The sequence below is a fragment of the Oligoflexus tunisiensis genome (genome assembly GCF_001748245.1).
In the GTDB taxonomy this organism is placed as follows: Bacteria; Bdellovibrionota_B; Oligoflexia; order Oligoflexales; family Oligoflexaceae; genus Oligoflexus; species Oligoflexus tunisiensis.
Window position 1 is genome coordinate 629205 of record NZ_BDFO01000001.1, and the last position, 20589, is coordinate 649793.

The 20589-nt window shown below is 54.2% G+C and carries 18 protein-coding genes; 11 read left to right on the plus strand and 7 right to left on the minus strand.

All coding sequences use genetic code 11. The annotated features are described in order from the left end of the window. Positions 1 to 70 precede the first annotated feature (70 nt). On the minus strand, positions 71 to 2887 hold the full coding sequence (locus OLTU_RS02890) for a 7TM diverse intracellular signaling domain-containing protein (RefSeq protein WP_141731256.1): 2817 nt from the start codon (positions 2885 to 2887) through the stop codon (positions 71 to 73). Positions 2888 to 3057: 170 nt separating this feature from the next. Between OLTU_RS02890 and OLTU_RS02895 the strand changes: the two genes are divergently transcribed. The 5 genes from OLTU_RS02895 to frr all read left to right on the plus strand — a co-directional run bounded on the left by OLTU_RS02895 (position 3058) and on the right by frr (position 7050). After that, positions 3058 to 3618 (plus strand): YceD family protein, encoded by a 561-nt coding sequence (locus tag OLTU_RS02895; RefSeq protein WP_141731257.1) that lies wholly within the window; start codon positions 3058 to 3060, stop codon positions 3616 to 3618. 160 nt (positions 3619 to 3778) lie between these two features. Then, on the plus strand, positions 3779 to 4567 hold the full coding sequence (rpsB, locus tag OLTU_RS02900) for a 30S ribosomal protein S2 (protein ID WP_141731258.1): 789 nt from the start codon (positions 3779 to 3781) through the stop codon (positions 4565 to 4567). Positions 4568 to 4766: 199 nt separating this feature from the next. After that, a complete protein-coding gene (gene tsf / locus OLTU_RS02905) occupies positions 4767 to 5663 on the plus strand; it encodes a translation elongation factor Ts (protein ID WP_141731259.1) in 897 nt (298 codons plus the stop codon). A gap of 89 nt (positions 5664 to 5752) precedes the next feature. Then, positions 5753 to 6469, plus strand: a complete 717-nt coding sequence (gene pyrH / locus OLTU_RS02910) for a UMP kinase (protein ID WP_141731260.1) — start codon at positions 5753 to 5755, stop codon at positions 6467 to 6469. Positions 6470 to 6495: 26 nt separating this feature from the next. Beyond that, the gene (gene frr, locus OLTU_RS02915; protein WP_141731261.1) at positions 6496 to 7050 is read left to right on the plus strand and encodes a ribosome recycling factor; all 555 of its coding nucleotides are present in this window, start codon (positions 6496 to 6498) and stop codon (positions 7048 to 7050) included. Between the two features lie 51 nt (positions 7051 to 7101). On the opposite strand, the gene OLTU_RS02920 is transcribed toward frr, so the two are convergent. Further along, positions 7102 to 8265 carry a sigma-54 interaction domain-containing protein gene (locus OLTU_RS02920; RefSeq protein WP_141731262.1) on the minus strand — a complete coding sequence of 388 codons (1164 nt, stop codon included), beginning with the start codon at positions 8263 to 8265 and terminating at the stop codon, positions 7102 to 7104. Between the two features lie 331 nt (positions 8266 to 8596). Between OLTU_RS02920 and OLTU_RS02925 the strand changes: the two genes are divergently transcribed. Both OLTU_RS02925 and OLTU_RS02930 read left to right on the plus strand, forming a co-directional pair. After that, positions 8597 to 9688, plus strand: coding sequence for a glycosyltransferase (locus OLTU_RS02925; RefSeq protein ID WP_141731263.1), 1092 nt, complete (start codon positions 8597 to 8599; stop codon positions 9686 to 9688). Then, positions 9685 to 11100, plus strand: coding sequence for an undecaprenyl-phosphate glucose phosphotransferase (locus OLTU_RS02930; RefSeq protein ID WP_141731264.1), 1416 nt, complete (start codon positions 9685 to 9687; stop codon positions 11098 to 11100). The genes OLTU_RS02925 and OLTU_RS02930 overlap by 4 nt, the downstream gene beginning before the upstream one ends. 56 nt (positions 11101 to 11156) lie before the next feature. Here the strand turns inward: OLTU_RS02930 and OLTU_RS02935 are convergent, their stop codons facing one another. Continuing rightward, positions 11157 to 11741 (minus strand): matrixin family metalloprotease, encoded by a 585-nt coding sequence (locus OLTU_RS02935; RefSeq protein WP_141731265.1) that lies wholly within the window; start codon positions 11739 to 11741, stop codon positions 11157 to 11159. A 415-nt stretch (positions 11742 to 12156) separates the two neighbouring features. On the opposite strand from OLTU_RS02935, the gene OLTU_RS02940 reads away from it, so the two are divergent. From OLTU_RS02940 to hutF, 4 genes are all read left to right on the plus strand, one after another. Beyond that, complete coding sequence (locus OLTU_RS02940) at positions 12157 to 12876, plus strand: response regulator transcription factor (RefSeq protein WP_141731266.1); 720 nt, start codon at positions 12157 to 12159, stop codon at positions 12874 to 12876. Positions 12877 to 12899: 23 nt separating this feature from the next. Beyond that, on the plus strand, positions 12900 to 13280 hold the full coding sequence (locus OLTU_RS02945; protein ID WP_141731267.1) for an Hpt domain-containing protein: 381 nt from the start codon (positions 12900 to 12902) through the stop codon (positions 13278 to 13280). 95 nt (positions 13281 to 13375) lie between these two features. After that, positions 13376 to 14188, plus strand: a complete 813-nt coding sequence (locus tag OLTU_RS02950; protein ID WP_141731268.1) for an N-formylglutamate amidohydrolase — start codon at positions 13376 to 13378, stop codon at positions 14186 to 14188. After that, complete coding sequence (gene hutF / locus OLTU_RS02955; protein ID WP_141731269.1) at positions 14185 to 15576, plus strand: formimidoylglutamate deiminase; 1392 nt, start codon at positions 14185 to 14187, stop codon at positions 15574 to 15576. Before OLTU_RS02950 ends, hutF begins: the two co-directional genes overlap by 4 nt. On the opposite strand, the gene OLTU_RS02960 is transcribed toward hutF, so the two are convergent. From OLTU_RS02960 to OLTU_RS02975, 4 genes are read right to left on the minus strand one after another with little or no spacing between them, the layout of a single operon-like run. Further along, entirely contained in the window at positions 15566 to 15889 is a 324-nt protein-coding gene (locus OLTU_RS02960; protein ID WP_141731270.1) for a hypothetical protein, read from the minus strand. The two genes, hutF and OLTU_RS02960, sit on opposite strands and share 11 nt — an antisense overlap. Positions 15890 to 15897: 8 nt before the next feature. Continuing rightward, the gene (locus OLTU_RS02965; protein WP_141731271.1) at positions 15898 to 16158 is read right to left on the minus strand and encodes a hypothetical protein; all 261 of its coding nucleotides are present in this window, start codon (positions 16156 to 16158) and stop codon (positions 15898 to 15900) included. A gap of 9 nt (positions 16159 to 16167) precedes the next feature. Further along, a complete protein-coding gene (locus OLTU_RS02970; protein WP_141731272.1) occupies positions 16168 to 17415 on the minus strand; it encodes a tetratricopeptide repeat protein in 1248 nt (415 codons plus the stop codon). Between the two features lie 18 nt (positions 17416 to 17433). Next, the gene (locus tag OLTU_RS02975; RefSeq protein ID WP_141731273.1) at positions 17434 to 20586 is read right to left on the minus strand and encodes a tetratricopeptide repeat protein; all 3153 of its coding nucleotides are present in this window, start codon (positions 20584 to 20586) and stop codon (positions 17434 to 17436) included. Positions 20587 to 20589: the final 3 nt, after the last annotated feature.

A 20589-nucleotide genomic window follows, 5' to 3' on the forward strand; every position in this document is an offset into this window, starting at 1 on the left:
TCGTAAGAAAGTGGAGTCTTTTCTTGTATCCTTCGGTAACTCAAGAACTTTTCAAGCAGAAAGGGTGAATCTACGCTGGCTTGGCAAGAGCCCGCACAGCCCAGTCCGCCTCTTCAAAAAGTATGAATGGAAGCCCGATAACGAGCCGGAACGCGGTATGATCCGGAGGGGTTCGGCCATGCGAGTCGAGCTCGATCGTAATGCTTCCCTGGTTCTCTTCGATGAAGGCCTGAACCGCATGCATGCCGATGCCACGACCGGAAATATCGCTGACCTCACGGGCCGTCGACATACCGGGATGAAAGATCAGGTTGGCGATCGTCTGCGGGCTGGAGTTCATGCCGGTGGGCAGCAGTCCGCCTTGAATGGCGACCGCCTCAAGACGCTTGAGATTCAGGCCCCGGCCATCATCATAGCAGCGCAGTTCCAGGCGATCCCCCAATCTTTGCATATGCACATAGATGGTGCCTTCCGGACTTTTGCCAAGCTTCTGCCGTTCCGCGGCGGGTTCGAGTCCATGATCCATCGCATTGCGGATGAGGTGAATGAAGATTTTGCGGAAAATCACTTCCGCCCGCTGGCTCAGGTAAATGCCGCGCGTATCGAGGCGGATGTTCGGGTTTTCCTTGGCCAGGTCCTTGGCCAAGAGGGGGACGGAGCTGAAGAGATCATCAAAGATGAGGCGCGCGTCCTTGAATATTTTGCTGTAAAAGAGCCCACGGATTCGATCGATGAGTGGGCTGGCCGGACCGGGCCAGGCCTTGAGTCCCTGATAGAGGGTTTCGATTTCAGCGATATGATATTCCGCAATCTGGGACTTCTCGGGATGACGTCCCAGGCGGTTGTGAGCCATGAATTTATAGTAATCGACCAGCTTCTGCGCGTTCTCAATCTGTTCGCGCATGACCCGCATATTCCAGTCGTTCCCCTCCTGAATCCCGGCATAGAACTGCTCCACTTCATGGAACATCTGACTCAACTGCTTCAGATAAAGCCCGCGCGCGGCACCCTTGAGCGTGTGCATATTGATAAAGAGGAGTTTTAAGACCTTGGCTGAGGGACCCTTGCGCTGCATGCCATCGAGGAGCGTCCGGCTTTGTTCGAGAAGTTCATCGGAGGTCTGCAGGAAATGTTCAAAGCGATCCGGAGGAATATTCATGATCTCGGCGATGTATTCGAGCTCCTGCTGCTGCTCCTGGCTGCGGGCCTGCAGCCGGCGCAGGTCGGTCACATCCCGCATGGTCACCAGAATTTTATCGATACGGTTATCGACCGTTACAATCGGATCCCAGGTCAATTCCAGAATCCTTTGCTTGTCCGGCCCGTCCTGACAGAACATTTCAAACGGCAGCAGATGGTGATTCATGGCAAAGTTCACGGCGTCCTCGCCCAAACTTGCGTCGAGGCAGCTGACCGCCTGGCTTTTTTGATCGGAATTCAAATGGGAACCGGCGAAGACCAGATCCGCGGCATTCGCGGTTTCAAGCTGTTCCTTATCCAAAAATTCATGGACGCGCCTGGAGTGATCCTTATGAATCTTGCGATCCTGCTTGATCATCAGGACGCCGAGGGGAATATGCTCCATGATGGAACGGATGTCGCGGGTTTTTTCCTCGACCAGTTTTTCGAGGTTGTTATTCAGGGTTTTGAGATCCTCCGACAGCGAACGGATTTCCTTTTCCGACTGCTTCACTTTCACAAAGGCATTGGAAAAGCGTCGGGCGAGGAAGAAGGACTGGAAGAAGATAAAGCCAAAGAGTCCGCCTGCCGTCATCATGGGAGACGAAATGATCTCGCGAATGGCAAGGACGTCATGAACGGCTGTAAAGACGAGAATTCCAAAGCCGAACAGCATCAGGCGGCCGTCCTCCTCCTTGCGAAGCGCGGCGCGGATCACAACGACCGTGGAATAAATCAGGACCATCAGCATGGTGAAATGATAGACATTCGCCAGCCCAACAAAAATGCGGGCGCTGGTGACGAGCATGACCGTGGCAAAAGCGATGGTGATGGCGGTGGACAGCCAGCAGACGAAGCGGGCATAGGCCCTGCCGAAGATAAAGTGGAAATACCAAGTGAACGAGGTGACCCCTATGATCCAGGCGCCGTTGTAAATGCGCAAGCGCTCATCAAAGCCCAAGTCAGGAACAAAGAGCGTGAGCAATCCATTCCGCGATGTCGCCTGCCAGAGAGCAGTGAAGCAACAGATGCCGCTAAACCAGAGTGTGGATGGATCTTCGGTCCGCAAAACGAAAAGGCAGAGGTGGTAGATGCCCATGATGATAAGAGCCCCGACCAGGAAGACATCGAGGGCCACCTTCTGGTTGCGATCGCGGGCCAGGGCTTCCAGGGTCCCAAACTGAGGAGGCAGGGTGATGCCGCAGAGAAAGATTTCGAAGTTGCTGACCTGGATGATGAGATCAAATTCCGCGTTCTGCGGCTGGAACTCATGGATTCGGGTCGCCACGCCGCCCTCGGAGGTGTCGGCACTGGTCCCGACCTTTCCCAGATGAGCCACCTCCTCGCCGTCGACAAAGATCCGCGACGCCGACCAGATGGAGGCATCCAGAAACAAGGCCAGCTTTTGCCCGGGATCGATCCGTACGCGCAGCCGGTAGGTGGCATAACCTTTGGTGGGATATTGCGCCGGATCCTGAGACCAGAGTCCAGGCACCTTGATGGTCACTTTCGGAAGATCGGCCTGTTTCAGATCCTCGGGCGTGAGCAGCTGATTCCAGTAGAAATCCCAGTGGCCGATCGCACGGATGGGTTGGGATAGGTCCTGGCCCCTGAGGTCGAGGACTCCATCCTGGGCCACGACTGCAGCCAGCCCGGACGCCACTGGTATAAACAACCAAAGCAGCATGATGGCCAATGCATTTCTCACGATTGCCTCCCGGTCCTATTTTTCGCCTGCATTCATATTATAGTGGCTTATCAAGATGCGTCATGCTCCATCTGCCATAGTAAGTCTTTTTTACTTATTGCCCATCCGTCAATCCGGGAATAGATTCAGCCAGCGATCGGCCACAAAGGGCTTGGTGTAAGGAGTTTTACATGAAATTAAAGGCGGAAGAGCTCAGAAGCCCCAAAACTATTGATATTTCCGGTGACGAGCCCTGGCTCCACCTGATCTACGAGTCGTTTGATATCAACGGTGCGGTTCCTCCCGCGCGCCGTATCACCGGGTCGCTGACCGTGACCCCGAGCAATTATGGTCTCTATCAGATTGAGGGCGAGGTTCACTTTACCCCAACCGTGTCGTGCAGCCGCTGTGAGGACATGATTCCCTGGGAAATCTCGCGCAAGATCAAGGTGCGGTACCTCGAGCAGGCTCCCGTGGAGGACGAGGAGGAGGAGGTCGTGGAACGCGACCTTGAACCTTCGGATATGGATGCCTATTATATCGATGCGCAGGGCATGATGGATCTGGAAGTGATCATCAATGACTTCATTCAGACGGCACTGCCGACACGTTTGGTGAAGACTACCCCGGATGGAAAGTCCTGCCTTGTATGTCATAAAGACGTTAGCAGCAAGGCCGTATTCCAGGATGCCATCAAACCTGAGCATAGTCCTTTTGCCGCTCTTCGGAATTTAAAGTTACCTAACGACTGATTTCTCTTGCCCTACCCGGCCTGCGGGTATAGCTTGGTCGAGCTTTTTTCAAGGGAACATGTTCCCTAAAAAACAGGAAGCGAAAGCTGGAAGGTCAGCCCCGATCGGGCTGGAGTTGTTCGCTTCCGAAGTTTAAACCTTCTCACTTTTTGGAGACCCCATGGCCGTTACGATTAACATGAAGCAGCTGCTCGAAGCCGGTGTCCACTATGGTCACCAGACCCGTCGTTGGAACCCTAAAATGGCTCCTTTCATCTTCGGTCAGCGCAACGGTATCCACATCATCGACCTGCAGAAAACTGTGAAAATGTTCCAGCGCGCCTGTGACTTCCTCGAAGCCACGACCGCTCGCGGCGGCCACGTGCTGTTCGTTGGCACCAAGCGTCTGGCTCGCGACCTCGTGCAGGAAGAAACCCGTCGCACCAATCAATTCTTCGTCAACCACCGTTGGCTCGGCGGCACGCTGACCAACTTTCAAACCATTCGTGTTTCGATCCACCGTCTGCGTAAAATTGAGCGTATGGCGACCGACGGCACGTTTCAGAAGCTGACCAAAAAAGAAGCTCTGAACCTGAGCCGTGAAAAAGAGAAACTGGAGCTGGCCCTTGGCGGTATCAAGGATATGCCTGGTCTGCCCGCGGCTCTCTTCGTGGTGGACGCGCACAAGGAAACGATCGCGATCAAGGAAGCCAAGCGTCTTGGTATCCCTGTGGTGGCTATTGCTGATACCAATGCTGACCCCACTCTGATCGACTATCCCATCCCAGGCAACGACGACAGCCTGCGTTCGCTGCAACTCTTCATCGGCACCGCAGCTCAGGCCTGTGCTGAAGGTCGGGTACGCGGCAAGGACGTCGACGGTGAAAAACCTGAGCGCGGCGGCTTCCAGGTTCAGGAAGGCAGCTTCCGGGACGACAAAGGCAACCGAGTCAACGTCGAGAAAAAGTAATCTGCACGCAAGCTGCTCCGCAAGGGGCAGCTTTTGTATGTCCTCCCTCACCCCAGCGCGTGCCCTAAAAATGTCGTAATGGCATTTGTCCTGACCTCTGACTTGAGCTAGGATGCCGAGGCGCTTAAGAGGGTGCGGGCCATACCGGTCTTCATGAAACTGCGATCTTAATCTTCAAAATAATTTGGGAGGTTACCCCGTGACAATTTCAGCGAGTATGGTGAAAGAGCTGCGCGAAAAAACTGGCGTTGGCATGATGGAGTGCAAAAAAGCGCTGGAAGAGAACCAAGGCGATTTGGAAAAGGCCATCCTCTGGTTGCGTGAACGCGGTCTGTCGCGCGCTGCGAAAAAAGCCGATCGCGTGGCTTCGGAAGGTGTCGTGAAGGTCCTCGTGAGCGAAGATCAACGCTCGGGCGTGGTGATCGAACTCAACGCGGAAACGGACTTCGTCAGCAAAAACCCGGAATTCATGCAATTCGCCGACGACGTGGCGAAGCTCGCTCTGCAAAACAAGGTGGGTGACCTGGATGCGCTGAACACCCTGAAAATGGGCAGCGACACCGTTGAAAACAATCTGAAAGGCCTGATCGCGAAGATCGGCGAAAACATGCGCCTGCGCCGCGTGGCCCTTCTTACCACGAACAAAGGTACCGTTGCTGGCTACACCCACATGGGTGGCAAAATCGGTGCGATCGTTCTTTTGAACGGCGCCGAAGGCCCCGAAATTCAGGAACTCGGCAAAGACCTGGCGATGCATGCAGCCGCCGCGGCTCCGCGTTATCTGAAGTCGGATGAAGTGAGTCCGGAAGAAATCGAAACGGAAAAAGCCCTTGGCCGCAAAGCTCTGCTGGAGCAGGGCAAGCCTGAAAATATGCACGAGAAGATCCTGCAGGGTCAGATCAACAAGTTCTTTAAAGAGATCTGCTTCACCGAGCAGGCCTTTATCAAGGATCCTTCGACGAGCGTCAGCAAGCTGGTGGCGGAAAAAGGCAAGGGTGCAACCCTGACTTCGTTCCACCTCTTCAAGCTGGGTGAAGGTATTGACAAGAAGAAGGAAAACTTCGCGGATGAAGTCGCCGCAGCCCTTCGCTCTTGATGAAGTGAAACCCCGATGATATCGGGGTTTTTTTTGTCCGCATTCTTCGGATTATTCCCCGCAATGAAAACCTGCCGCAAGAGGCGTCAATGAGTCAAGCACAGTACAAACGAGTCATGCTCAAACTTTCCGGTGAAATGTTGGGTGGCGAGCGCGGATTCGGCATCGAAGGCGACGCTCTGCAATTTGTCGCGCGTGAAATCGCCGATATCCAGAAGCTGGGCGTGGAAGTGGCCATCGTGATCGGCGGTGGCAACATCTGGCGAGGATCACGGGCGTCCGGCTGGGACATGGATCGCGCCAATGCCGATTACATGGGAATGCTGGCGACTGTGATCAACAGCCTGGCCTTGCAGGGTATATTGGAAACCAAGTACAACGTCTATAGTCGGGTGATGACAGCCATCCACATGCAGGAGCTGGCCGAGCCCTATATTCGGCGGAAGGCGATCAAACACCTCGCCAAGGGTCGGGTGGTGATATTCGCCGGCGGCACCGGCAATCCCTACTTTACCACCGACACCGCAGCCAGTTTGCGGGCGCGCGAGGTGAGTGCTGAGGTGATACTGAAAGCGACCAAGGTCGACGGCATCTATGACCGCGATCCGCATAAGTTTCCCAATGCCGTGAAATTCGACGAGCTGACTTACTTTGATGTCATCAGCAAGAAGTTGAATGTCATGGACGCCACAGCGATTACGATGTGTATGGAAGCAGGCATTCCGATTCGCGTGTTCAAGCTCGGAGAGGCCGGCTGCGTCCTTCGAGCCATCACAGGTGAAGTCGGCGGCACCCTGGTTCGTTGATCATTTAGTATTCGAGGAAAAGTGATATGACTGACTTTATTGCCAAATGCAAAGACGAGATGCAAAAACGCGTGGTGGGTTTTGAAAAGGACCTGACCCGTGTACGGACCGGCCGCGCTTCCATTAGCATGCTGGATTCTGTGAAAGTTGATTATTATGGAACGATGAGCCCCCTGAACCAGGTGGGAACGCTGTCCACTCCCGATGCGCGCACGATCCTGGTCGCGCCTTTCGAGAAGAAACTGATTCAGGAAATCGAAAAAGCCATCATGAAAGCTGACCTCGGCCTGCAGCCGAACAGCGATGGTGTGGTCGTGCGCATCCCGATCCCTCAGCTGACTGAAGAGCGCCGCAAGGAAATCGTGAAGAACCTGAAGAAAATGTCGGAGGAAGCGAAGGTTTCCATTCGCCACATCCGCCGTGATGTGAATGAAGAAGTGAAGAAGTCCGAGAAGGATAAGAAGATCACGGAAGATGAAAGCAAGCGCATGCAGGATGAGATTCAAAAACTCACCGACAACTTCATCAAAGCGGTTGATGAGCGCCTGACCAAAAAAGAAAAAGAAGTGATGACTGTCTGATGTTTTGCGGCCACCCCGGAATGGGGTGGCGCTTATTCGCAAGCTTGCGAATCAAAGCTCTTTGGAAGGAAGATTGAGAGGCACGAGTTTTCTCTTCTTGATTCTTTCGACCAGAGTTGTACGATTCAAACCAAGAAGCTTCGCCGCCTGATTCTTGTTGTTTCCCGTCCGCTCGAGAGCCTGCATGATCAGGCTGTTTTCCAGGCGTTCGATGTAATGTTCCAGATCGATCCCTTCCACCGGCAGAATTTCGATGGCCCCCGCAGGCTGAGCATCCTGAGCCCATTCGGGTTCGATCAGATCTTTGGGAACTTCAACGGGAATCTCGCGATCCCGACTGGTGGCACCGGCTTTGGGACGCCGATATTCAGGAGGCAGGGACTCGAGCGTGATGGAACCGCCCCCGCTCATGACCACAAGGCGTTCGATCAGGTTTTGCAGCTCACGAACATTGCCCGGCCAGGGATATTGCTCCAGGCACTGGTACACCTCGGTTTGAAAGTAACAGAGGTGGTTGAGCTCATGCAGCTGATTGGAACGCTGCAGGAAGTAGTCAAGCAGCTGCCTCACATCACCTTTGCGGTCGCGCAGGGGGGGTAAAGTGATGGGAAGCACGTTTAAACGATAAAAAAGGTCGAGCCGGAAACGACCCTGGGCGACCGCTTCCTCAAGATCCACGTTGGTCGCCGTAATCACGCGCACATCGGAAATCTTGACTTCATTGGATCCGATCGGGCTGTATTGCTTTTCCTGCAAAACCCTGAGGAGCTTGGCCTGCAGGCGGGGTGGCATCTCGCCGATTTCGTCAAGGAAGAGGGTGCCGCCGGCGGCTTCTTCAAAGTACCCTTTCCGGCTTTTGTCCGCCCCGGTAAAGGCGCCTTTGACATAGCCGAAGAGTTCGGACTCGAGCAGGGTTTCGGGAATGGCACTGCAGTTGACCGCCAGGAACCGGCGGGAAGCGCGGTGGGACAAGCGGTGCAGGGCGCAGGCGACCAGCTCCTTGCCGGTGCCACTTTCTCCGTGAATCAGAACTGGCGAATCTGACCGTGCGACCTTGCCAATGGTTTGAAAGACCTTTTCCATGGCTTCGCTCTTGCCAACGATGTCGTCCAGGGCCTGACGCAGGGTCCCAACAGGAAGAGGCCCCTCCTTGTCCAGAACCTGGGGAATCAGTTCCGATGCGACGTTGCTGTCATAGAGATTGCGTTGATTCATAGCGAAGCTGAAGCCTCCTCATGGCGCGCTAAGATGGGTACGGGGAAGCGCTTTTTCCGATGGACTTTTGACAAAGTCGTAATCAGTCATAAAAGGGAGAGAGCCCGAAAGGCTGCTTTCGAAAACCGGAAACCTGTGATGCAAGGGGTCTACACTTTTATATTAACAGACCGTGAGAGAGCCTCGCAAGGTACCCAGTCTTTCTGGTAGGTCGACGACGACCGCGCTGGACGGGGCAGGCATCGAGTACGACATCGTTTTTTTGCTGAGTTTTTTAAGACTGCAGCGCATAATTTTCTCTTCACGGAGCCTAAAAAAGGCAGGGGGTTGAATGCGTGTCGCATTTGTGCATGATTGGCTGGTGACCTGGCGCGGCGGGGAAAAAGTCCTTGAGGCGTTGCTCGAACTCTATCCAAATGCTCCTATTTACACGCTGTTTTACGACGAGACGGAAATGCCCGAATCCATCCGGCGTCGCACGATCATCGTCGATCCCTGGCTGAATGCTCTCAAACGTTTTCGCAAGATCCTGCTGCCGCTTTTACCGGCAGCGGTCGAAGCGATGCCTTTGGAGGATTATGATCTTGTCATCAGCACCTCATCGTGCGTGGCGAAAGGCGTTCTGGTTGGGGCGGACGCCCGGCATCTTTCCTATATTCATTCACCTATGCGATATATTTGGGATCAAAGGCGTTATTATCTGACTCCTCACCGTTCTCTCTCACTGATCGAGATGATCAAGCATATTCTGCTTTCCAAACTGAGGGTTTGGGATGTGGCGTCCAACCATCGTGTGGACCGTTTTGTGGCCAATAGCAGCTTCGTGCGAACGCGTGTGAAGCGCTACTATGGACGTGAAGCGCAGGTTGTGCATCCACCTGTTGCCGTCGAACGTTTCAAACCTCAAAATCCAAAAAAAGGCGGATATTTCCTGGCTGCAGGAGCCTTTGTCAACTACAAGCGTTTTGATCTGGCCATCGCTGCCTGCGAAGCGCTGGGGAAAAAACTCATTGTGGCCGGTTCCGGTCCTGAGGAAAAGCAACTGCGACGACTGGCTGGAAAAATGACCGAATTTCGCGTGAAACCATCAGCCGCGGAATGGGTGAAGCTTTTCCAGGATGCCGATGCTCTGATTTTTCCCGGCGTCGAGGATTTTGGTATTACAGCGATCGAAGCGCTGGCTGCAGGCACACCCCTGATCGCCTTCAAAGCGGGCGGTGCTTTGGATTTTGTTCAGGAAGGAAAAACCGGCCTCTTTTTTCAAGAGGCGACCATCGAGTCCCTGCGCACGGCTTTGCAGAATTTTCAAAGTCAATCCTTCCATCGGGACTATCTCACCACTTTTGCAGCGACGTTCAGTCGTGATAATTTTCAAAGAAGAATGCGTCAGGAGATCGACGCGATCGTGAAGGATCGAGCATGAATCGACAGACCAGCCAGCTGCTGTTTTCCCTGCGACTTCTTGGGGACTTGATAATGATTACCCTGGCCTGGGTGCTGGCTTTCCTGCTGCGTTTTTATTCCTGGATCGACGTTCCCTTGGGCGTCCCACCGGTCATGCTCTACAGCAAGCTGATCCCTTTCATCTGGGGCATCTGGCTGGTCACGTTTGCCTTCACCGGTGGCCTGAGGCGTCTCGGTCAGCAGAAGCGTTTCCGCTATGAAGTCTTCGATATTATTCCGGCTTCCTTTGTTGCGCTGCTCGCGCTGATCGCTTTCACCTACTTTTATGAAGAATATCGCTATTCACGTATAACCCTTTTGATATTCGGCGCCTTGCAGCCCTTTGCCGTGATCCTGGGGCGCGATCTGGTTCGGCGTATTATTCGGGCCTATCGTCGCCGCCTTGATCCGCGTCGGGTCCTGATCATCGCGCGCGGTGAAGGGATTCTTGAGGCCCTGTCGATCAGCAACAAACTCGGCGTCGAGCGTTCCCTGGTGGCTGGTGTGATCATGCCGGGTGAACAAATTCAAGAGCAGGAGGAAAAAGTCCTGCGTGCGCAGCAGCTCGCCCGTGTGGAAGAGACCCGGGACTGGGCCCATTTCTTTGTCGAGAATCCGATTCAAACCGTGGTCATTGCCCTGCCCTATCCGTTCCAGGGATTTTTGGACCGCGAGCTGGAAAAGATCGCGGATCAGGTCAACGATATCCGGATTTTGCCGGATATTAAACGCTTCAGCCGCATGTCACCCGGCATTGAACTGATTGATAACTCGCCGGTCATCAGCATTCATGAAAGCCCGCTCTCGGGCTTCAACTGCATTCTGAAACGTGGTCTGGATATATTGGGGGCTTCCCTGGCCTTGATGCTATTGAGCCCCGTGATGCTGGTGATCGCCATGCTGGTTCCCTTCAGCTCGCGCGGGCCGATCCTTTATCGCCAGGAACGCATGGGGCTCGATGGGGTGCGCTTCAACTGTCTGAAGTTCCGTTCGATGCCGGTGGATGCGGAACATCATACCGGAGCGGTCTGGGCCCGACCCGGTGATCAAAGAGCCACCCGCCTCGGCAGTTTTCTGCGGCGAACGAGCCTGGATGAGCTGCCGCAATTTTTCAATGTTCTGCGTGGGGACATGAGCCTCGTGGGACCGCGGCCCGAGCGCCCGGTCTTTGTCGATAAATTCCGTAAGGAAGTGCCCGGGTATATGCTGCGGCATAAGGTGAAAACGGGCATCACCGGCTGGGCTCAGGTCAACGGCTGGCGTGGCAGCACCAGCATTGAAAAGCGGATTGAGTGCGATCTCTTTTATATTCAAAATTGGTCGCTGTGGCTCGACATCAAGATCCTCTTTTTGACTCTTGATGAAGTGATCCGTGGACGGAATGCCTACTAAAGCAAAAAGGCTCTCTGCTATGCAGAGAGCCCAAGTTGCTGTTATACAGGCCGTAATCATCGGCTCAGGAATGAGCGGACCCGATTGAAATACGCCTTATAATCGATATAGCGGTTGGAAGTCTCAGGGATCGTCGGATACATGATGTTGGAACTTTCACGGCTATGTTCCATCTGCAGGCCATGACCGATCTCGTGGCAGAAAAGATGGTAAAGATGCTGAGCTTCTTCACTGCTCGCATCATCAATCTGAGCCGCTTTCCGTTCAAAGTTTTCCAGATCAAATTCAATTTCCATGGCATAGGCCACGGTGCGGGTGTTTTTCTCGCCCTTCAGGGTCAGCGAGGATTCCTTTTGCGTGGTGGTGATCCACTTGCCCAGGCCAAGCTTGTGGCCGTCGTCGTGCAGGCCCGCGGTGAAGCGGATGCGGGAATTGCTCTCCTCCTCCCGGTCCACGATGGTCAGGGCCTGCGTGCCCACGTCCCGGTTATAGCGTTGCGCGAGCACCTTGATCGCACGCTGAAGGTCGGGGTCCTGGGTTTCCGCATGGATACGGAAGTCTTTGACCTCAACCACGTGATATTCCTGGCAAGCCGAAAACACGAAAAGTGAGACGAGCACAAAAAAGGTATGGCGTAACATGGGGATAACCTCAACAACAACAGCAACAGCAGTAAGAGCAACAACAGCAGGAGCAGCAGAACCCCGGGAGTGCCGGGTTGACTGGGTTATAGCTGAGTCATGATTGCGTAGTCAAGCCCCGGTTGGCCATTTTTTCGCTTTTCAAAAAATTTCAGTTTTGTCAGTTCTTTAGAAGAACTTCGCCTGGCGAATCCTTCGGGAAGGCATTTTCGGAACGCCGCGTGGAGTGAAATACCTGCCCACTTAGCTCCTGGGCAAAAAATTCCTGGATTCTATTTCTGTAAGAATTTAGAGATCTTACGCTCAAGGAGGAACTTTCTTCCTGGGAAAAAACTTTCGCAGGTTAAAAATTGCCCGGTCCACACCGATTCTTTACTTAGAAAAAGGTTCAACGCCCTAAGTGAAGGATGCGGACATGAAAGGCAACCCAAGTGATACGTACACGATTACCCTGGACGATGATGTCATGGTGCATCAGATCATCGAACGGTCGACGAAAATTCGCACCGTTGGGATGAAGGATCCTGAAGAGCTGCTGGCCAAGGTGGACGAGCTGCACCCCATCGCAGTCTTTATTGACATCCATTTGGGTAATGGCCGGACCGGATTGGATATTTTGCCCAATCTGCGCGCTGCATGGCCTTTCTGCCCAATTCTGGTGATCACGGGCACCCCCGCGGAAACCAGCATTGTCAAAGCCTTGAACTCCGGAGCGGATGACTTTATCCGTAAGCCCTTGATTCCTGATGAAGTGGATGCCCGCTTCAAACTCCGCATGGCGGATGCCGCCCAAAAAGCAGCCAAGGAAGTCGTGGAATTCGGCGATATTACCATCGACTCCGCCCATCGCACGGTCGAAGGTCCCTCGGGCAAGCGCTTTGCTTCCCCTATCGAAGTCAACCTTCTGGCCTGCCTGGCCAATACGGAAGGCGCGATCGTCGAGAAGGATGCTTTGAAAATGCGCTGCTGGGGTCAGATCAAGGTAACCGACAACGCCCTGCACCGGAAGCTTCACGCTGTTCGCCAGCTCCTTAAGGATGTGTCGGACAATGTCGTGATCGAAACCAAATACGGTGTCGGCTTCTACCTTAAATACCTTGGTCAAGGTCAGCAGCATCTTGATGTTGCGTCCTGATCGATCGCTGGAAGGAAAACCATATGGGTGCAGCTCCCAAGCTGGATGAAGCCTGGCCGATTATTGATGCGCAGAAACTTCAGGCCATCAAAAATCTGGCTGAGCCCGATGATGAGGATGACTTTTTTAAGGAGCTGCTCAATATTTTCTTCCAGCGTTGTCCTGCACTGCTGGCCGAGCTTGATACGGCCGTTGCAGCCAAGGATCCTGTGAAGCTCGAACGTTCCGGCCATGCTCTCAAAGGCACTTCAGGCAACCTGGGTGCCATGATGATGATGAAATTGGCCGAGCAACTGGAAGTGATGGGACGTGGAGGTAAAGTCGAAAATGCATCGGAAGTCCTGGCGGAGTTGCACAAGACCTATCCCCTCACCAAAAAAGAGCTTGAGACCAAATGGTTATAAGCCCCTAAGGCTCGATCGGTGTTAGCCTTTGCAATCTTCCTGGGCCTCGCGCTAAGATAGGACCTCAAAAAGTTCCTCCGAAGCCGAGGCCCGTTATGTCTTTCCCCATTTATCATCTCAGGTCCACTGAGGCTGCTCTCAAGCCCATCATCGTAAGCGTTCCTCATGCCGGGACCGAAGTGCCCGATGAAGTGGCTCAAACCCTGCGACCCGATATATTGAAACAATTGCCGGATACCGACTGGTTTGTTCCGGAACTTTATGCATTCTGCACAAGTCTGGGCATCCCCATGATTCATGCCCGACTCAGCCGCTATGTGGTGGACTTGAACCGCCCTATGGAAGGCCCGGCGCTCTATACGGACCAAAGGCGACAGACCGATGCCATGCCGCTGACCACCTTTGATGGGGTGGAACTCTATGAAGCGGATCGCCGGCCGGATGCTGCCGAGCGTGAGCGTCGCGCCCGCCTCTACTATCAGCCTTATCATGCGGCCGTGCAGCAGCTCCTTCTGAACACACAGAAAAAATTCAAGCATGTGCTGCTTTTTGATGCGCATTCGATTCGACGTTCGGTTCCTTCCCTGGCCAAGGATCCTTTTGCCGACATGATCGTCGGGGATCGCGAGGGAGCCAGTGCGGATCATCGTTTGAGTGAAACCCTCCTGCGGGTTTTGAAAAACTCGCCTTATCAGATCACCTATAATCAGCCGTTCAAGGGCGGACAGATCACGCGCGCCTTTGGCAATCCTGCGAACCGTGTTCACGCGCTGCAGCTGGAGATGTCGCAGGACGTGTATATGAATGAGGCACGCTCCCGCCTCGATGCGGTAAAAAGCGCGAAGGTGCAAAATCTTCTGCAAACGGCCCTCCTGGAATTGTCCGCAGTATTGGAGACCATGCCATGACTCAGGTTTTGCAATTTAAGGCGGGCTATGTTCAGGACGAGTGGATCACACCCTGCTTTGTGAGCCTGGATGATCTGGGTCGCATCAGTGCGATCGGTAGCGAACATCCGGCCCAGGCGATCACGGAAAAACATGAAGGTTACCTACTCCCAGGATTTGCCAACGGGCATTCGCATTCCTTTCAATACCTGATGAGCGGGATGGCGGAACGTCTGGAGCGGGGACATGAGAGCGATGACTTCTGGTCCTGGCGCGAGAAAATGTATCAGCTCGCGGCGGTTCTGGATCCTGAGCAGCTGCTGGACTTGACCACGCGCTTTTATCAGTCGCTGCTGGAGTATGGTTATACTTCGGTCTGTGAGTTTCACTATCTGCATCATGATAAATCCGGTCATGCCTATGCCCAGCCCGCAACACTTTCCATTTCCATTATGGAAGCGGCCCGCCGCGCCGGCATTCGCCTGACCCTGGTGCCGGTCTATTATCATCAGGCTGCTCCCGGAAAACCCATTCAACCGCGTCAGCGCCGTTTTTATTGCAAGGACACGGATGAGTATCTGGGGCTTCTGGAGCATATCGCCAACGCCAATCGCAAACTCTATCCCGAAGTTCTGGTCGGTTACGGTGTGCATTCGATGCGGGCCGCGCCGCCACGCGATATCAAAACCATCCTCGGTACCCACTGGGCGCTTGGCCCCGCGCATTTTCATGTGTCCGAACAGTCGAGTGATGCGCTGGCTTTTGAACAGGCCTATCACTGCCGCGCGGTCGATTGGCTTTACGATAACGTCCCGCTGTCGGATCATCATAACCTCGTGCATGCCACGCATATCAATACGGTGGAAATTAAAAAGCTGGTGGCCTCCCAGGCCACGGTCGTGCTCTGCCCGTCCACGGAAGGCAACCTCGGGGATGGCATCTTTCCCTTCCCGGAGTACTTCAACCAGGGTGGAAACTTCTGCATTGGAACGGACTCGCATGTCAGCCTCTGTCCCTTTGGGGAAGCGCGTTATCCGGAGATCGTGCATCGCCTGTTCATGGAAAAGAGAAACCTTCTTTGTCAGCATGGAGCGCTGGATTCCGGCCAGATTCTTTTCGATCACGTGCAGACATCCGGGCGCAGGGCTCTCGGTCTGACCGGCGAAGCCTTTGATCTGGGACAGCCTTTTGATGCGATCGTGCTGGATGGAAGCCATGATCGCCTGGTGGAGCGGCCTTTATCCCACGTTCTGGGCATTGCGATGTATGCCGGAGATCAGAATCTGATCGATGCGGTCTATGTTCAGGGTATCAAGCAGGTCAGTGGCGGGCAGCATTTGAGGAAGCGGGAAACCGTGGAATCCTTCCGCAAGGTCATGCGTCAGGTGACGGCCGACCTTACTCTGTGACACGACAGCAGCGGGCCTCGACGGTGCATCCATCCCCGATGCACCAGGCCTTGCAGCCCCGTTCATCGCAGACGAAATCATTGACATGAAGATTTGGACGATTGTGATCGCCGAGGAGATCGATGCGGCTCAGGCCTGTGACCTGATAGCCGCCGGGACAGGTGGAAAGCGGTGACCAGCGATCGACCGCGCCGGTGACCTTGGTGCCTGCCTGGCATTCCAGTTTGAATTTGGGAGCGGCCGAAGCCGGCGCCGCGCTCTGAGCCAGAACCGGCGTCGCCAACAGAAACAGACCGCAGATCATTCCACGCATGAGTCACCTTACTTGACGAGAGCTTTCACAGCGGCTTCGGAGTCGCGCAGCTTGCCATTAAAATTTGACCGCAATTTCACCATATTACTCAGACTTTGACGATTCCGGCCTTGCAGAAAGAAGCCGGACGGCGCCTTCATTTTTCCGTCGATCATGGACGAATCAAAGTCCATGGTCGTGGTGTAATTGCCTTCCTTGGGCTTCTTCTTTTCAGCAGCCTGAATGCTGACCGTAAACAGAACCAGTGTGAAACAAAGTAATTTTCTCATGGTTTAGCCTCATTCCAGCATTTTCTCCAGATCATTGATTTCCTCTTCATCGCTGCGATAGGTTTTCTTCTTTTTGGGTTGCGCTTTGGGTGGTGGAGCTTTTTCCGCCGTGACAGCCGGTGCCGTGGTGGTGGTGCCATCGGTATTGATCGCCGCCTGAGAAGCCGGAGCCGCCTGTTCTGTCGGAGCCGTCTGGGGTGCCTGAGTTGTCCGGGACCCAGCCGGACGCGAGGCTTCCGCTTCCTGAATGCGTGGATCAGCGTCCACAAATTCCTTGTCCTTGGTGGCTGCTGATACGGCCGTGGCGTTGGCTTTGGCCTTGGCGGCGAGTTTCATGATGTCATCATCCGAGACGCGCTTGCCGGTGGTGGCTTCCTTTTCCGAACGCACCTTTTCAATCAGAGCAAAGACTTCCTGATTGTTCTTGCGTTTGGCAAAGTCGGTATCGAGGTAACGTTTCAGATAGTCGATGGACTTGTCGAAGTTCTTGCGGCGTTCCTCCACCACGGCCAGATTGAAGATGGCCACAGGGTTGTTCGCGGAGATGTCGAGCACCTTTTGATAAAGTTCCTCGGCCTTTTCCAGGTTGCCGCGATTCGATTCGATGATGGCCATATGCAGGTTGGCATCCGGATGCTCCGGCATCACCTTGAGTATGCGCTCAAACTCCACGGCGGCCAGACCCAGCTGGCGATAGTGAACGTAAAGAACGCCGAGGTTCATGCGCACCGCGATATCCGACGGATTGCTCTTCAGGGCTTCCTGGAAAGCCTGCAGGGCAAATTCAGGCTTGTTCTGCCGCAGGGCGATCATGCCGAGCAGATTCAGAATCTGGCTATCCTTGCTGTTGATGGCATCGAGGCCGTTCAGGATGATGTTGGCCATCTCCAGGTTGCCACGACGATAGTAAATTTGCGCGAGGATCTTGCGTGACAGTTCATTGCGCGGGTCGATGCGCAGGGCATCACGACAGGATTTTTCTGCACGATCATAGCGGCCCATCGCCAGATAAGTCTGGGACAGGTTGATATGAGCATTCAGATCCCGTGGATTCGTCTGCAGACGCTTTTCAAGCTTCATGACCAGCGTCTGGGTCGTGCCCTCTTCATTGGTTTTCATGGCGGATTTGGTATCGTCCTGGCTTTGCAGCTCGAACTTCCGCTTTTCCTTGTCGACCCGGGCGACCTGTCCCGTGGTGCTGCAGCCCTGATTCAAGCCGAGTACGCCCAGAAGTGCGAGGGAGATGAGTTTTTTCATAGTGGCTTCCTCCAGCTTTCAGTTCGCAAGGTCAGCGACGGATTCGTCCCAGACCATGAGGTGCGACATATACGTGGGCGATGTAGTCTTTTCATCCACAGCCGGATATTTATCAGGCTGCAGTTCCACCATTTTTTCATAAGCCTTGCGGGTCCATTCGGTGAAGGTCTGAACCTCCTGCGAACGCTTGAAGGCCGCTTCAAAGAACTTGTTGCTTTCATCCCGCAGTGGGAACGCCACCTTCTCGATAGAGCTGCGGTAGTCGTCGATAGCCTTCTGGTTGGCGCCTTTCGGAGCCGGGGCATCGAAGAGGACCTTGGCAAAGTTCTCATGCATCACGCCGAGGTGATAAAGGGAGGACACGGTGTGTTCCCCGCTGCCAAGCTCGATGACTTCCTGATAACGACGGACGAGACCGACCAGTTTTTCCTGCTTGCCCGCCATTTCCTTTTCGATACGGGCCGCATCCGTCACCCGGATTTCCGTAAAGTTCTTGTAATCACCTTCGATGTCCTCCATCAGGGCGGCCGCTGCGATACGCCGGGCTTCCAGGGCCGGAGGCGCATTCTTCGCGGTCAGATCCTTTTGCAGGCGCCGGATTTCCCTCAGGCCGTTGGCGCGGTGGCCACTGACCAGAGCGATCTTGGCAAGACGGGCACGGGCCACAAGGTTCTGCTCGGAGCGTTCCGGCCAGAGATCGGCATACTGATTGTAATACTGGGTGGCTTCGCCCCAGTTCTTGCTGAGCTCATTCATTTCCGCGATCTGCAGTACGGCCGTGCGGGCGAGGTTGTCCCTGCCATGGAGGGAAATGAATTTCTTATAGAGGCTGATGGACTCGGGATAGTCCTTCAGACCGCGATAAAGCGTGGCCGCGTTATAGAGGGCTTTGACGGAATCGGCTTCCTTGCTGAAGTTCAGGCCGTAGTACTTGTAGAGTCTGGCCGCCTGATCAAAGTCCGCCAGGGATTCGTTGGTCTGAGCCATATCCAGCGAGACCTTGGGGGCCAGCTTGGATTTGGGATATTCCTTCAGAAGCAGGTGACCGACGCGCAGGGCATCCTCGACCTGGGCCAGCTTATAGTATGCGGTCGAGGCGTTATAGAGGGCGGCATCCGCGCTATCATCCTTGGGAAACTGGGCCTGGAAGGATTCGAAAGTCTTGGCTGCTTCCGCCAGTTTGTTTTCCTTGTTCTGCTGCAGACCAAGGTTGAACACACCGGTTTTCATGGCCTTGATCAGATCGTCCTTCAAAGAGGTCGCAACGATCGCCTTGTGGTCATAATACTTCCGCGAGTACTTGACGAGGTTTTCCCAGTCCTTGCGCTCGGCGTAGAACGTCAGGATCATCTTGATCGCGCTCTTGCCCTGGGTCGTATCCGGGATATCCATACCGATCTCTTCAAAACGTTTCAGACCTTCCGGATAGTGGCCATACTCGAACCAGGTCATGGCCGCGGTATAGCGCATGGGGAAGCCTTCCTTCTCCTTGGGCAGAAGGGCGGCATAGTTGTCGATGACGGTGATCATCTTCTGCTTCACACGTGGCAATGGGATGGGCTTGGAGACCTGACCCAGTGGCGGCAGCTTCTGATATTTGGTCGCTTCGTCGATTTTTTTGATCGCCACGACTGCGTTGAAGGCGGATTCCTTCAGATACTTGCCATCCTTGGGCCGCTCCTGCGTGACGGTATAGTACTCGTCCGCCGCATTTTCGAACTGTTCGAATTGGAAGTGGATATCCGCAAGGTAATAGCGCAGTTCATAGGCCTCTTCGGTTTTCGGGAAGGTGGCCAGATAAAGTTTATAAAGTTCCGCGGCAGTCGCCAGCATGGCTTTCTTTTTGGTCTTCTGGCCCTGCTGATGATAAAGGGTCCCGAAGCGGTGGATGTTCTTTCTGGTCTTCTCCACAGCTTCGTCCAGCACATCCTTTTTCGTGGCGTTGGCGGCAATCCACTTGCTGCCTGGATCCACATACAGCGCTTTCATGCGCTTCATGTTGTCGATCAGAGCGGCTGAGTTCAAGGTCGTGTCATAAAGCTTGGCCAGCTTCGCATGAATTTCCGGGTTGCGGGGACGCGTGGGCGATTCCGCCAGAAGACGACCGAAGACGTCGATGGCCTTGCTGTTCTCTCCGTTGTCCTCGTAGATGTTTCCGAGGCGTTCCAGCATGTCGTAGAAGGATTCCTTCTCGCCGATGCGGGAGAAGTAGTCCATCGCTTCATCAATCTTTTCGGTTTCCGCATAGACCATGATCAGGTCATTGATCGCTTCCTGGCGCAGGTTGAAGTTGCCAGGATTGTTCTTGTCCTTTTCCGCAATCTTGATGGCCAGTTTAAAGGCGGCAATGCCTTTGTTCACATTTTCCATGGTCTCCTGGTCGCTGCTGACCTTGGAGTTGTAGTAGGCCCAGCCCAGCTTATAAACGGCGAAAGGGTAAACCTTGGCTTCCTTGTCAGGGTTGCCCTTGGAAGCATCCATCGCGTTCTTATAGTTGAGCTTGGCTTTTTCCATATCATGTTTATAGAAATGGAATTCACCCAGGGCGAGGTAGGTATCCGCCAGCAGCATGGAATCCTTGTGGTTCTTCACAAGCATGTTGAAATAGAGAACCGCGTTGTCATTCTCCAGGAGCATCATGGTCTTGGCCAGCGAGTAGAGAGCCGCATCCGTACGGGGATGTTTCGGGAACTCCTTGACCAGTTTGCGGAAGGCTTCGGTACTCTTCAGAAGTTCCGCCTGGGAAGCCTTGGTGGTGAGCTGCGGCTCGGCACCCTTTTTGGTCTTCTTCCATTTTTCATATTTGGTTTCGTAATCCTTCATTTCGAGGTCGCGGATGTATTCCGCACGCTCGGAATGCAGTTCACCGAGGCGCAGGTAAAGTTCGAACTTGCGGTTCGGCTGCATATTCGGGGTGGCGAGAAGCTTGTGGATGCTGTTCACGGTCTGCATGCGCAGAGCGTCCGCTTCCTTCAGCTTTTCCAGGGGAACGCCCTGCCGATTCTCAGCGAAATAGCTGCTCATGTCGCCCTTGGCCGGAGCAGCGTCCTTTACCATTTTGGCTTTTTCTTTTTCTTTCCTGGGGGCAGCCAATCCATCGGATCCGCTGCTGACCAGCGACAGTGCAAAGATGGGCACGATCAGCGTTCTAGTGATGTTCTTCATTCTCATGAT

Excerpts from the sequence above, each read along its gene's own strand:
- OLTU_RS02895 (WP_141731257.1), top strand. The coding sequence starts at position 3,058 with ATGAAATTAAAGGCGGAAGAGCTCAGAAGCCCCAAAACTATTGATATT.
- rpsB (WP_141731258.1), top strand. The coding sequence starts at position 3,779 with ATGGCCGTTACGATTAACATGAAGCAGCTGCTCGAAGCCGGTGTCCAC.
- pyrH (WP_141731260.1), top strand. The coding sequence starts at position 5,753 with ATGAGTCAAGCACAGTACAAACGAGTCATGCTCAAACTTTCCGGTGAA.
- frr (WP_141731261.1), top strand. The coding sequence starts at position 6,496 with ATGACTGACTTTATTGCCAAATGCAAAGACGAGATGCAAAAACGCGTG.
- OLTU_RS02920 (WP_141731262.1), bottom strand. The coding sequence starts at position 8,265 with ATGAATCAACGCAATCTCTATGACAGCAACGTCGCATCGGAACTGATT.
- OLTU_RS02925 (WP_141731263.1), top strand. The coding sequence starts at position 8,597 with ATGCGTGTCGCATTTGTGCATGATTGGCTGGTGACCTGGCGCGGCGGG.
- OLTU_RS02930 (WP_141731264.1), top strand. The coding sequence starts at position 9,685 with ATGAATCGACAGACCAGCCAGCTGCTGTTTTCCCTGCGACTTCTTGGG.
- OLTU_RS02935 (WP_141731265.1), bottom strand. The coding sequence starts at position 11,741 with ATGTTACGCCATACCTTTTTTGTGCTCGTCTCACTTTTCGTGTTTTCG.
- OLTU_RS02940 (WP_141731266.1), top strand. The coding sequence starts at position 12,157 with ATGAAAGGCAACCCAAGTGATACGTACACGATTACCCTGGACGATGAT.
- OLTU_RS02945 (WP_141731267.1), top strand. The coding sequence starts at position 12,900 with ATGGGTGCAGCTCCCAAGCTGGATGAAGCCTGGCCGATTATTGATGCG.
- OLTU_RS02950 (WP_141731268.1), top strand. The coding sequence starts at position 13,376 with ATGTCTTTCCCCATTTATCATCTCAGGTCCACTGAGGCTGCTCTCAAG.
- hutF (WP_141731269.1), top strand. The coding sequence starts at position 14,185 with ATGACTCAGGTTTTGCAATTTAAGGCGGGCTATGTTCAGGACGAGTGG.
- OLTU_RS02960 (WP_141731270.1), bottom strand. The coding sequence starts at position 15,889 with ATGCGTGGAATGATCTGCGGTCTGTTTCTGTTGGCGACGCCGGTTCTG.
- OLTU_RS02965 (WP_141731271.1), bottom strand. The coding sequence starts at position 16,158 with ATGAGAAAATTACTTTGTTTCACACTGGTTCTGTTTACGGTCAGCATT.
- OLTU_RS02970 (WP_141731272.1), bottom strand. The coding sequence starts at position 17,415 with ATGAAAAAACTCATCTCCCTCGCACTTCTGGGCGTACTCGGCTTGAAT.
- OLTU_RS02975 (WP_141731273.1), bottom strand. The coding sequence starts at position 20,586 with ATGAGAATGAAGAACATCACTAGAACGCTGATCGTGCCCATCTTTGCA.